General features: G+C 64.4%; 10 protein-coding genes and 3 pseudogenes. 9 read left to right on the top strand and 4 right to left on the bottom strand.

The window, feature by feature from the left end:
* From BN1233_RS41160 to BN1233_RS41145, 4 genes and pseudogenes are all read left to right on the top strand, one after another.
* Positions 1-322, top strand: a pseudogene (locus BN1233_RS41160) (hypothetical protein); the annotation flags it as partial.
* 110 nt (positions 323-432) lie between these two features.
* Positions 433-1719 (top strand): allantoate amidohydrolase, encoded by a 1287-nt coding sequence (locus BN1233_RS41155; RefSeq protein ID WP_046869474.1) that lies wholly within the window; start codon positions 433-435, stop codon positions 1717-1719.
* Between the two features lie 22 nt (positions 1720-1741).
* Positions 1742-2968 carry an ArgE/DapE family deacylase gene (locus BN1233_RS41150; RefSeq protein ID WP_147707842.1) on the top strand — a complete coding sequence of 409 codons (1227 nt, stop codon included), beginning with the start codon at positions 1742-1744 and terminating at the stop codon, positions 2966-2968.
* 53 nt (positions 2969-3021) lie between these two features.
* Positions 3022-3951, top strand: coding sequence for an N-carbamoyl-D-amino-acid hydrolase (locus BN1233_RS41145; protein ID WP_046869472.1), 930 nt, complete (start codon positions 3022-3024; stop codon positions 3949-3951).
* An 18-nt stretch (positions 3952-3969) separates the two neighbouring features.
* On the opposite strand, the gene hydA is transcribed toward BN1233_RS41145, so the two are convergent.
* Positions 3970-5439, bottom strand: a complete 1470-nt coding sequence (gene hydA, locus BN1233_RS41140; protein WP_046869471.1) for a dihydropyrimidinase — start codon at positions 5437-5439, stop codon at positions 3970-3972.
* Between the two features lie 69 nt (positions 5440-5508).
* Here hydA and BN1233_RS51520 point away from each other — a divergent pair.
* A pseudogene (locus BN1233_RS51520) lies at positions 5509-5673 on the top strand (dihydropyrimidinase); the annotation flags it as partial.
* Between the two features lie 140 nt (positions 5674-5813).
* Here the strand turns inward: BN1233_RS51520 and BN1233_RS41135 are convergent.
* Positions 5814-6425, bottom strand: a complete 612-nt coding sequence (locus BN1233_RS41135; RefSeq protein ID WP_147707840.1) for a hypothetical protein — start codon at positions 6423-6425, stop codon at positions 5814-5816.
* Positions 6426-6847: 422 nt separating this feature from the next.
* Here BN1233_RS41135 and nirK point away from each other — a divergent pair, with 422 nt between their 5' ends.
* The 3 genes and pseudogenes from nirK to BN1233_RS51515 form a co-directional block, all read left to right on the top strand.
* The gene (gene nirK / locus BN1233_RS41130; protein ID WP_244470746.1) at positions 6848-7978 is read left to right on the top strand and encodes a copper-containing nitrite reductase; all 1131 of its coding nucleotides are present in this window, start codon (positions 6848-6850) and stop codon (positions 7976-7978) included.
* Positions 7979-8106: 128 nt separating this feature from the next.
* A complete protein-coding gene (locus tag BN1233_RS48060; protein WP_147707839.1) occupies positions 8107-8349 on the top strand; it encodes a hypothetical protein in 243 nt (80 codons plus the stop codon).
* A gap of 12 nt (positions 8350-8361) precedes the next feature.
* A pseudogene (locus BN1233_RS51515) lies at positions 8362-8580 on the top strand (GNAT family N-acetyltransferase); the annotation flags it as partial.
* 427 nt (positions 8581-9007) lie between these two features.
* Here the strand turns inward: BN1233_RS51515 and BN1233_RS41120 are convergent.
* Both BN1233_RS41120 and BN1233_RS41115 read right to left on the bottom strand, forming a co-directional pair.
* Complete coding sequence (locus BN1233_RS41120) at positions 9008-9460, bottom strand: gamma-glutamylcyclotransferase (protein WP_074078480.1); 453 nt, start codon at positions 9458-9460, stop codon at positions 9008-9010.
* Complete coding sequence (locus tag BN1233_RS41115) at positions 9457-10749, bottom strand: amidohydrolase/deacetylase family metallohydrolase (protein ID WP_046869469.1); 1293 nt, start codon at positions 10747-10749, stop codon at positions 9457-9459. Before BN1233_RS41115 ends, BN1233_RS41120 begins: the two co-directional genes overlap by 4 nt.
* A gap of 275 nt (positions 10750-11024) precedes the next feature.
* Here BN1233_RS41115 and BN1233_RS41110 point away from each other — a divergent pair, with 275 nt between their 5' ends.
* Positions 11025-11762: a DUF72 domain-containing protein gene (locus BN1233_RS41110; RefSeq protein WP_046869468.1), complete on the top strand. Its 738-nt coding sequence runs from the start codon at positions 11025-11027 to the stop codon at positions 11760-11762.
* Positions 11763-12034: the final 272 nt, after the last annotated feature.

Here is a 12034-nt window from a genome sequence, read left to right as displayed (position 1 = left end):
GCCCCGCTCGATCCAGGAGGCCGTGCACGCGGATCCGGAGGCGTCGCGGGCCGTCTACGACTTCGTGCGCGAGGTCTGCCTCCGGCTCGGCGCCGCGACCGAGGATCTGGTGCCGTTCGAGAAATATGCGGCGGCCGCGCAGGGGCTGGTGCGGCCGTCCTCGGCGGCGCGGGCCCTGTTTGCCGGCGCGCAGAATATCGAGCGGGTCGACCGGCTCGTGCAGGCGGTCGCGGCCCAGAAAAACATGCGTCACCCCGTCATCGACGAGACCGTCGCGCTCGTCGACGCGCAAATCGCGCGCAATCGCCAGAAGGCCGCGTAAGAGAATGCATCCCGCGCGAGAGAGCAGAAGCCACGTCATGTGAGCCGGATCATTCCAGTTCTTTCGCGCGGGCATTGCACTCCAATGCTCAACATCCTGGAAGTTCCGCCATGAACTCAGCCCTCCGTACGGTTGAGGAGATGCCTCAGGCTCGCCGCTCACTTGGCGCTCGCTTGATGGAGCGGCTTGAGGCCTTTGCCCGCCACACCGACGAGGCGGGCCGGCTCATCCGGCTCTATCTCTCGCCGGCCCATCGCCGGGCCGCCGACGAACTGATGGGCTGGATGCGCGACGCCGGCCTGCGCGCCACGCTCGACCCGATCGGCAATGTTGTAGGTCGCTACGAGGGCCAGGAGCCCAATGCGCCCGCGCTGCTCATCGGCTCGCACATCGACACCGTCCGGGATGCCGGACGCTATGACGGTAATCTCGGCGTGCTCGCGGGCCTCGCCTGTGTCGAGGAACTCGCCCGCCAGGGCCTGCGCTTGCCCTTCGCGATCGAAGTCGTGGCGTTCGGGGACGAGGAGGGCGTGCGTTTTCCCTCGACGCTGGCCGGCTCGCGCGCCCTGGCGGGCACCTTCGATCCCGCCACGCTCGCTCAGCGCGACTGCGACGGCCTCTCACTCGAACAGGCCCTTGTCGGCTTCGGGGGCGATCCGGCCCGGATTGGCGCGGTGGCGCGCCGGTCCGAGGAGGTCCTGGCCTATATCGAGCTCCACATCGAGCAGGGGCCCGTGCTCGAGGCCGGCGAGGCGCCAGTCGGCGTCGTCACGGCGATCAGCGGCGCGACACGCCTCTCCGCTGCCGTGACGGGCGTCGCCGGCCATGCCGGCACGGTGCCGATGACGCTGCGGGCCGATGCGCTTGCCGCCGCGGCCGAGATGATCCTGGCGATTGAAACGCGCGCCCGCTCGACACCCGATCTCGTCGCCACGGTCGGGCGGATCGAGGCGCGTCCGGGCGCCGTGAATGTCGTGCCGGGTGAAACGCAGTTCACGATCGACATCCGCTCGCCCGTCGATGCCGTGCGCGAGCAGGCCGTCGACGCAATCCGCACGGCGCTCGAGACGATCGCGCAGCGGCGTGGCGTCAGTCTCGCTCTGCAGCGGGAACACGAGGCGCCGGCCTGCCTCTGCGATGACCGGCTCGTCGCGGCGCTCTCAGCCTCCGCCGCGCGCCTCGGGCTGACCTTCCTGCGCCTGCCCTCGGGCGCCGGCCATGACGCGATGGTGCTCGGTGGCTTGTGCCCCACGGGCATGCTCTTTGTCCGCTGCGCCGGCGGGATCAGCCACAATCCCGCGGAGGCGATCACCGCAGAGGACGCCGAGGCTGCGGTGCGGATCCTCCTGGACTTCGTGATGCACCTCGATCCGCGCACCCTGTCACTCAAATCTTGAAGAACGGACTCTCCTCATGAATATGATCGCGCCGGTCTCCACGCTGCCGTCCATCGTGGATCGCTTCCATCCCGAGCAGGTCGCGTTCCTGGCCGAACTCGTGAAGGTTCCCTCCGATAATCCGCCCGGCGACTGCCGCCCGCATGCGGAAGCCGCAGCCCGGCTTCTCGAAGCGCTCGGCTTCACGGTCGAGCGTCACCCGGTCCCGGAGGAGGTCGTGCGGGCAAACGGCATGATCAGCGCCACCAATCTGATTGTGCGCCATCGCTTCGGGCCCGGGCCCACAGTGGCGCTCAACGCGCATGGCGATGTGGTGCCGCCCGGCGAGGGCTGGACCGCGGACCCGTACGGGGCCGAGATCCGCGACGGCGTGATGTATGGCCGCGGCGTGGCGGTCTCGAAGTCGGATTTCGCGACCTATGCCTTCGCCCTCAAGGCGCTGATCGAGAGCCAGGCGCCGCTCGCGGGCACCGTAGAACTCCACCTGACCTACGACGAGGAGATCGGCGGGCTCGTCGGGCCCGGCTGGCTGCTCGATCAGAAGCTCACGAAGCCCGACTACGTGCTGAGCGCCGGCTTTTCCTACAACATCGTGGTGGCGCATAACGGCTGCCTGCATCTTGAGATCCGGGTTGAGGGCAAGTCCGCGCATGCGGCGCGCCCCGACACCGGGGTCGATGCGCTCGAGGCGGCCACGAAGCTGCTCGCGTCACTTTACGAGCTACGCGAGTCCTACAAGGCGAACCGCTCGAACGTACCGGGCATCGAGCACCCGACGCTGGTGGTGGGCCTCATCGCGGGGGGCATCAACACCAATGTCGTGCCGGATGTCGTGACGCTGCGCATCGACCGGCGCATGATTCCCGAGGAGATTCCGGAGACCGTCGAGCGTGATCTCGTGGCGCAGATCGCGGCGGTCGCGGCGCGTCTGCCCGGCGTGACGGTCAGGACGCAGCGCATTCTGCTCGCCCGGCCGTTGCAACCGCAGCCCGGCCATGAGCGGCTCGTGTCGTTGATCCAGCGTCATGCCCGCACGGTGCTCGGCGAGGACATTCCGGCCAATGGGGTGCCTCTCTACACGGATGCGCGGCTCTACAGCGCGGCCGGTATTCCGACGGTGCTCTATGGGGCAGGTCCGCGCTCCCTGCTCGAAGCCAACGGGCACCGGGCCGACGAGAAGCTGGTGCTCGAAGATCTCCGCAAGGCCACGAAGGTCGTCGCACTGACCCTCGCGGATCTCCTTGCCTGAACAGATGCATGCCACCGCAGAGATCAAGGCGAGTTAAGAAAAGGATCCAATGTATGCGCATGATCCGGACAGCAGCTGCCCAACTTGGGCCGATCCAGTGGGCCGACACCCGCCAGGCAGTGGTGCGCCGGATGATGGACCTTATGGACGAAGCCAAAGCTGCGGATGCCGACCTGATCGTCTATCCCGAGCTCGCGCTTACGACCTTCTTTCCTCGATGGTATTACGAGAATCGCGCCGACGCGGACGAGTGGTTCGAGCGCGAGATGCCAGGGCCGGTTACGCGGGCGCTCTTTGAGCGGGCGGCGCAGCACGGAATGGCAATGTCGTTCGGGTTTGCCGAACTGACCCCTGAAGGCCGACACTTCAACACGTCGATCCTTGTCGACCGTTCGGGCGCAATCGTTGGCAAGTACCACAAGGTTCATCTACCCGGGCACGACGAATACGATCCAGCCCGTACGTTTCAACATCTGGAGAAGCGTTATTTCGAGACGGGCGATCTCGGCTTTCCGGTCTGGCGCATGTTGGACGGGATCATCGGCATGTGCATCTGCAACGATCGCCGTTGGCCCGAGACCTACCGCGTCATGGGGCTGCAGGGGGTCGAGATGGTGGTTCTCGGTTTCAACACCCCGTCCGTGAACTCGCAGAAGAGCGAGGAGGGATTGGCGCAACGCATGTTCCACCACAAGCTCTCGCTCCAGGCTGGCGCCTACCAGAATTCAACCTGGGTCATTGCCGTCGCAAAGGCCGGCGTCGAGGATGGTCATCACCTGATGGGGGGCACCTGCATCGTGAATCCGGACGGCGAGATCGTCGCCGAACTGGAAGGGGAGACGGACGGCGTCATCATCCACCCCTGTGATCTCGACGCGACCCGTTTCGGCAAGGAGACGATCTTCGATTTTCAGCGGCACCGCCGAGTCGAGCACTATGGCCGGATCACCGCACAGACGGGTGTGACGCCACCCCCGGATTGAGTTCGATGACACCCGAACCTACAAGAGGTCGGCACCGAAATTCCTGGTCGGGTCCATCTCCGCCACCAGGCGGCCTGCCGGTCTCGCGGCCTCACCCCCACTTCGAGCGAGGAATTGACCCGATCCGGGCTCGCCGTAGAGCTTCCCGTCGTCGACGATGACCCGCCCGCGTGAGAGGACCGTCACAGGCCATCCACGAACCCTGCGGCCTGCAAAAGGCGTGTAGCTGACGCGGTCGTGCGTCATCTCGTCCGCAAGGGTTACCTCGCGATCAGGATCCCAGAGCGCCAGATCCGCATCGGTGCCGATCGCGATCGATCCCTTGCGAGGGTGCAGGTTGTAGATCCTGGCCGGCGCCGTCGCGGTCACCTCGACGAACTTCTCGAGACCGAGGCGGCCTTTGGAGACCATGGCGTCGAAAAGGAGTGGAAGTCGTGTCTCCAGCCCCGGCAAGCCGTTCGCGATCTGCTTGAAGGTGGGACTCGGTCCAGCCATCAGCTTGCCGCTCTCGTCATATCGATAGGGTGCATGGTCCGAGGAGATCGTCTGGAGATCACCGAGTGCGAGCGCTCGCCAGAGCGCCTCCTGGTCGTCCGTCGTCCGCGGTGGTGGACTGCACATCCATTTCGCGCCCTCCGAACCGGGCTTGTCGAGATCTGCTGCGGTCATGAAGAGGTATTGTGGACAGGTCTCCGCAAAGACCTTGACCCCGCGCCCACGGGCCTCACGGATCACCGCCGCCCCTTCTCGGGTCGAGACATGAAAGATCATGATCGGTTGGTCGAGCAGTTCCGCCATGCCGATCAGGCGAGTGAACGCCTCAGCCTCCGAGATGCGGGCGTGACTGACCGCGTGGTATTTCGGTGCGGTGTAGCCCTTCGCGAGAAGCCGCTTGACCATCCATGCGATGATCCCGTGGTTCTCCGCGTGGACGCAGACGAGCGCCTGCGTGCGCCGGGCGGCAAGCAGAACATCGAGGAGCTTCTCGTCATCGACCTTCAGCCGATCATAGGTCATGAAGACCTTGATGGAGGAGTGTCCTGCGGCGACGAGGGCCGGGATGTCCTCCTCGATGGCTTCGACCGTAGGATCGGCAACGATCATGTGGAATGCGTAATCGATCAGCGCACCCTGCCGCGCCAGAGCGTGGTACTCCTCGACAACACGCGTGAGACACATGCCTACGTGTTGCGCGGCAAACGATATCACGGTCGTCGTGCCTCCAAACGCCGCGGCCCGCGTGGCACTCTCGAACGTATCTGCGTTCATGATCCCGGCCGCGGAGAGCTGTTCGATATGAGCATGCGTGTCGACGCCGCCTGGGAGGACCAGACGGTCGCGAGCCTCGATCTCCTTCCGGCCAGGACCGAGGTCGGTGCCAAGCGCCGTAATGCGATCACCGGTAATTCCCACATCGGACCGAAAGACGTCGCTCGCGGTCGCAACGGTGCCGCCACGAACGACGAGATCGAAGAGCGGTTCGCTCACGGGCGTTCTCCAGCGTTTGAACAGAATGGGTTTTCATTTGAATATTTACCACCCCCATGCAACGAACTGCAGGGCAAGCTCGCCCCGAAGGGGCGTACCAGCTTCCGCTGGATGCCGAACGGGATTCCAGACGTGGCGGCGTGGCTGCCGATCCTGTTCTGGGAGGGCGCCGAGAAGGGCCGCATCGATCCCAACGGATTCGTGGCGCTGACCGCGACGAACCACGCCGAGACTTAGTCTAAGGGCAGCCCGCCATCGTCGGCGTCGAGACCGACACACTCAATTCCGGACGAATCATAAGAGCAGCTTACACGCGGGAGGCCAAGGCAATTTCGGAGGCCGATTTGTCGACCTCTCTCGACCACCCTGTCTGATCAAAAGCTGTTGCTCGTGTGGCTTGCTGCCTCGGCCTCGTCGTGCGCCTCGAAGCGCTGTGTGCCACCGTGTCTCCGGGGTGCCGGGCGCCAGTTCTGGGGCTCCTGCGGGCGCCGGTTGGATCCAGGATGCCATTGCCGTGTCTGGGCAGGACCAGTTGTCTGGCGGCCAATCAGCCAGCCCAGGGCACAGCCCAGAGCCCCGACGGCAATCACGGTGGCGAGCGGATGCTCCTGCACGGGCCTCCGCATGGCCTCAGTGCCCTGCCGGTAGTAGCGCTCGGCCTCGGGCCAGTGCCGCCGGCCCTGCTCCATGTATGACCGGCTCCGCCTGTAGAGGTCGCGAGCGAGTCCGGAGACTTGATCCGCCCTGGATCGAGCGGTGTCTCCGGCTTCTGTCTCGAGGCCCTCGCCGGGTGGGATGGGAGCGTCCTTCAGGTCGTCGGGCTCGCATTCCGCGGCGACACTCTTCGAGGCTGATGTCGTCCAGGCGGGCGGATCGCTTGCCGGGAAGCTGTCGTCCACCGTGTCATCGACGTGCCGTTGCTGGATCGGCTTGGGCTCGTTCTCCGCATGCGCCGGGCGCTTGCGATCGATCTTCTCGTCAGGCATCGCGGCCTCCATCTCGTGCGCAGGCAATGAGCTTTCACGAGGAATGGTTCCAGCATGCGATCGGCAATCTCCAACATTGACCGCGGTGCGTGACTGCGATCTGGACAGAACCAAGTGATGTGCCGCGCTTTGTCGCCTGCCGGCAGGAGCGGAATGATCCGCTACGGCAATTCCGGATTGAAAGAATCCGGTAGCTCTCCTGTCGAGTAGTGCGCGGACCGGTGCGGTGTTTGCAAGACATGAGCACCGTTCAGATCACGTAACGGGATTTGATCTATGTCAAACGTTCCGTATTGAGCGCCGATCTCACGTTTCTATTTGCACTGCAACAAATCGCGGGCGTCGCCTCCACCGTAATGTCTTTTCATCCGCTGGCGGAAACATATCGATCCGGCAGGCGGTGCGAAACGATGGAGACGAAAGTGACACCGCTGACGACCCTGAGCCGCAGGCCGTTTCTTGCGACCGCCGCTCTTTTTGCGCTTGGCGCGACTGCATGGCTCGCTCAGCCGCTGCCGGCCGCTGCGCAGCAGAAGGTCGCCTCTGCGGAAGTGACGGTTCCCCAGCATAACCACGCGAGCCATCCTGCAGCGAACGGCACGCCTGAGGCACCGGTGAATGTCGTGCGCGACCCAACCGACTTGCCGGCGCCGATCGGCGCTCGGGGCCCACGGCGCATCAAGGTTGATTTCGAGACCGTCGAGGTCACGGGCCAGCTCGCTGACGGAGCGACCTATCACTACTGGACCTTCAACCGGAAAGTCCCGGGTCCGTTCATCCGCGTGCGAGTGGGTGACACGGTCGAAGTGAAACTGAAGAACCACGATGACAGCATGGTGATGCACAACGTCGACTTCCACGCCGTGACCGGTCCAGGTGGTGGTGCGAAGGCGACCGAGGCGAACCCGGGGGAGACCCGCAACTTTGAGTTCAAGGCCCTCAACCCCGGCCTGTATGTCTATCACTGCGCGACCCCGATGGTCGCCCAGCACATCGCCAACGGGATGTATGGGATGATCCTGGTCGAGCCCGAGGGCGGCTTGCCGAAGGTCGATCGCGAGTTCTACGTCATGCAGGGCGAGATCTACACCGAGCAGGCGTTCGGTGCAGAGGGCCACCTGGAGGAGAGCATCGAGAAGCTCGTGAGCGAGCGCCCGGAGTATTTCGTCTTCAACGGTACCACCGAGGCGCTCAAGAAGAACCCACTCAAGGCGAAGGTCGGCGAGACGGTGCGGGTCTACTTTGGAGTGGGGGGCCCGAACTACACCTCGTCGTTCCACGTCATTGGTGAGATCTTCGACAAGGTCTATACCATGGGCTCGCTGACCACATCGCCCCTGAACGACGTGCAGACGATCACCACGCCTCCTGGGGGCGCCAGCGTGGTGGACTTCAAACTGGAGGTTCCCGGCAAATACGTGCTCGTCGACCATGCCCTGAGCCGGGTCGAGCGCGGCCTGGCCGGCATCCTCGAGGTCGAGGGACCCGACACCCCGAGCGTGTTCCAGGACCACAACCCGCAGCGGTCTGCGATGTCGGTGGGTGGCCACTGAGACACCCCTCCCCTACCCTCCTCGGCCCGGGCATTCCCCGGGCCTTTTCGTTCCAGGTGCGAATCAGGGATGCGCCTATCGCTCAAAGCGCGGCACTGAAGTGACTCCATCTGAAGGAAGCATGTGACGTGGCGGGTCTTTATTCGCATCCCATGCCATCAGACGACTTGAGGGAGGCTTTTCCGCACGAGGCTCGTGAGGTGGCCCGCCTGCACCGCCTCGTCATTCGATCATGTCTCCCGTATCTTCCTGAACTCTACACGCCGGAGGAGGACCTGTGGTTCTTCGAAAATCGCTTCTTCCCGGAACATCGGGTCTGGATCTGCGGCGATGACCCGATCAAGGGCTACTGCGGCTTCCGCGAACGCTGAGTCAGCCATCTTTACGTCAGACCGGAATTCCACCGACAGGGAGTGGGAGCAAGGCTGCTCAAGAAGGCAATGGACAGTTACCTGGCCTTGCGGCTCTGGGTCTTCCAACGCAACACAAGAGCCATCCGCTTCTACGAAAGGCATGGCTTTCGCTTGGTGGAGACGACCGATGGCAGTCGGAACGAGGAGAAGGAGCCGGACGCCTTGTATGCATGGTCACGACAAGAATAGGCGATCTTTTGCCGCCATGGGATCAGAGCGTATTCAGGGATGCGCACCTGCCGTCACGAGGGGCCGGATCACTTCCAGACAAGACCAGGAGGGTCCTCGTAAGGGACCGAAACGGCGGACACCAACGCCATCTTCTTGCGCAAGCGCAGGCCCCCGACACCTGGGCTGCGGCGCGTGAGCGCGCAATCGAAATGCTCGTCCACAAGACAGAAGCTCTGGAGGAACATGATCTTACCAAGGACGTGGCCTGTCTCGTCATCTCACGATTGCGGGAGAGTGCGCACCGGGAACGCGCTCAAGCTGCCGCACTCCGAGCGACGTGGGATCGGTGCTGCAAGAATGAGAGAGCATTGGAGTGGTCCTGAGGCGAAGTTCCTCAGCCGCACCACTGATCAGGCGACTCGTCCCAATCGGCACGAACGACCTTTCACTTTGCCGATCGAGCCCTCACGATCGAGTCGCAATAGGACCCGCGCGAACATTGTGAAGTGGCGGTCGTTGCAGGATGCCCATTACGCGCCGCTGTGGCCCCGATCCGCTCGGCCACAAGCGCCTGCAAGCGCCAGAGATAGCAGTCGCGAACGCCATGCTCTTGGAGGTGAGCCACCGTGTTGTGGAGATACTCGGCGCACGAACCCCAGTGGCCGCACGCGCTCGCAAGCACCTCTGCGACCTCTTCCGGCTGCAACCTGCCGACATAGAAGCGAGACTGTCGATTCATCACAAATGCCAGTGCCCGCATGGACGGACGTCCTCGTGTGGCGTCGAAGACGCGCCACTGGGTGCTCGTTCGGGTTTGCTGCTCTGGCCCACCGTGGTGAGTAGGAGTTGCGCTCCGAGAAGACGCAGAGGGCGTCCTTGGGGATCGGCAATCCTTCACTTCACCGCGAAGGGCAACTGGAAGGGACGGCCGAACGGCACGCCGTTATTCACCGTTTGCACGGGGCGCAGGATGGTATGGCCCTCGCGGCGGTTGTTGCGGGTGTCGACGAAGGAGACGGGCCCCTCGATCACCTCGAGCAGCGTCACGTCCCCCGGCGCGCCGGTCTGAAGCGTGCCCAGCGTCTCGCCACGGTCGATCGCCTTGGCGGGTGCGGTCGTCGCCATTGCGATCACCTGGTCGAGCGTGAAGCCGAGGCCGAGGAACTTGCTCATCACCCAGGGCAGGAACGGCATGCCCGGCGTGTTGCCGGAGACGACGTGGAGGTCCGACGAGATCGTGTCCGGCGGGCAGCCCTGCTGGATCGCCGCCTCGGCCACCGTATAGTCGAACGAGCCGCCGCCATGGCCGACATCGAAGACAACCCCGCGCTGCTTCGCGGCGAGCGCGGCGGGCAGCAGCTTGCCGTCCTGGACGATGTTCGTGAACTGGCCCGCCAGGTTCGGCGCACCCGAATAGCAATGGGTCAGGATATCGCCGGGACGGAGGAGGTCGAGGATCTCGCTCATCAGGGCAGCGGTCTCGACCCCGCCGATATGGACCATCACCCTGGCGGGTCGCCCGGATAGCTCGCAGGCCTGAATGGCGCGGCGGAGCGGCTCGGCGCCGTGCTGGGCGACCACGTTCTCCGACATGCGGACCTTGGCGCCAAGGACGAAATCCGGGTTCTCGGCGATCGCCTTGGCGCACGCATCCACCTGCGCATAGTCGATGTTGTAGAGTTCGGCGACCGGGAAGCCCGCCAGACCGATGTTGGCGATATGGACGAACGCGAACATGCGCGTGCGGGTCTGCGCCGCGATGTGACGACGGAGCGCCGCGAGGTTGTTGGCGCCTGCGTCGCCCGCCGAGACGACGGTCGTCACCCCCGTGAAGGGGACGGTCTCGTCGGCCGGAATGCCGAGCGCCGAACCATACGGATAGACATGGGTGTGAAGGTCGATCAGACCCGGCACGACGAGCCGGCCCGCCGCGTCGAGGGTCTGGAGGGTGCGCTCGGCCGGGATGTCGGCCTCGACGGCCTCGATGAGGCCGCGGCGGATGCCGATGTCGCGCCTGGCCCGCAGCGGCCCGGAGGGGTCGAGCACCTCGCCGCCCTTGATGAGAAGATCGTATTTGTCGTTGGGGCCAAGAGCTGCGCCTGCCGGGCCAGCCATCGCGGCAAGGGCCGCGGCTGCGATCCCGCTGGTTCCAAGCTGCAAGCAGGCCCGGCGTGAGATCCCGGACATCTTCGCCTCGCGGTTCGAAGTCGAACAGCGTCAGCACCCCGTGCAGCGAGTTTGCGGTACGACTTGAGGGTACGCAAGTAGGCTACGCATGCACTTGGGCCCGGACGCCCAACGCGGCTCGCACCAGTTGCAAGGACATAAGTGCGGTTGGTTGGGGTTTTGCAGGGCTTGCGGGAAGGTTTGAAAGTTCCCCGAAAGGTTAGCTGCTTTTACGGTGAACATTTTCGAACCGGCCCTGTTCACCGGAGTCTTGGCGTAGACGGAGAGGTCGCTCGGTGATCCGAATCGGCACGGCAGGATGGAGTATCCCGAAGGAGCATGCGTGCTTCTTCCCCGCCGAGGGATCTCACCTGGAGCGTTATGCTGGCGCGCTCAATGCCGTGGAGATCAACTCGTCATTTTACCGGCCTCATCGGCGCACGACCTATGAGCGGTGGGCAACCTCCGTTCAGGAGGACTTCCGATTCGCGGTGAAGATCCCGAAGGCGATCACCCATGAGAGACACCTGAGAGATGCCACAGATCGCCTCGAGCAGTTCCTGATGGAGGTCGATGGCCTTGGTCCCAAACTCGGACCTCTTCTGGTCCAGTTGCCTCCGAGCTTGCGCTTTGAGAACGGGGTGGCTGACAGTTTCCTGGTCGAACTGCGTGACCGGTTTACGGGCGGCATCGCGTGTGAGCCCCGGCACGACTCCTGGTTCGTGCCTGCAGTCGAAGCGCTGTTGAAGGATCTCCGGATCGCGCGGGTCGCAGCGGACCCGGCGCCAGTGCCCACAGCGGGAGACCCCGGAGGCGGGCGCGGCTTGTCGTATTACCGTCTGCACGGATCACCCCGGATTTATTACTCGCCCTACGACGCCGAGCGCCGGGCGGAAGTTGCCGGGAAGCTGGCACGTGATGCCGTTGCGGGTATCGCGGCGTGGTGCATCTTCGACAACACGGCGGCGTTTGCGGCGGCCGGCGACGCGATCGCCACCAAGAACCTCGTGCGGCTCCGGATCGATGATGGTTGAGCTCGCCGACACGCTTTTTCGTAGCCTTGCGATCGCTCGCGACGTCGATTTTCGGGAATGGGCTTGTTTGGCGGCCGATTGCGGTCTGGACGACGTCGTCGGCGCAAGGCTTATCCGATCATACCTCGACGCGCGGCAGGGCTCTGCGAGATCATCGCAGCACCAGACATACGGCCCACGATAAGAACGGTTATCGCAACCGTTTTGGCCCGGTTGCCGGTACACCTCGTTCCACTCGATCCGCCAGTATCTTTGGTAGGAGCTTCCGGTAA

It is taken from the genome of Microvirga massiliensis (genome assembly GCF_001006805.1).
GTDB classification, from domain to species: domain Bacteria; phylum Pseudomonadota; class Alphaproteobacteria; order Rhizobiales; family Beijerinckiaceae; genus Microvirga; species Microvirga massiliensis.
Note: the sequence above shows the minus strand (reverse complement) of the source record. Positions and strands in the feature narration are given on the sequence as shown.

What these genes read in the sequence shown, in the direction of transcription:
- BN1233_RS41155 (WP_046869474.1), top strand. Translation starts at nt 433, where the DNA reads ATGAACTCAGCCCTCCGTACGGTTGAGGAGATGCCTCAGGCTCGCCGC.
- BN1233_RS41150 (WP_147707842.1), top strand. Translation starts at nt 1,742, where the DNA reads ATGATCGCGCCGGTCTCCACGCTGCCGTCCATCGTGGATCGCTTCCAT.
- BN1233_RS41145 (WP_046869472.1), top strand. Translation starts at nt 3,022, where the DNA reads ATGCGCATGATCCGGACAGCAGCTGCCCAACTTGGGCCGATCCAGTGG.
- BN1233_RS41135 (WP_147707840.1), bottom strand. Translation starts at nt 6,425, where the DNA reads ATGCCTGACGAGAAGATCGATCGCAAGCGCCCGGCGCATGCGGAGAAC.
- BN1233_RS41115 (WP_046869469.1), bottom strand. Translation starts at nt 10,749, where the DNA reads ATGTCCGGGATCTCACGCCGGGCCTGCTTGCAGCTTGGAACCAGCGGG.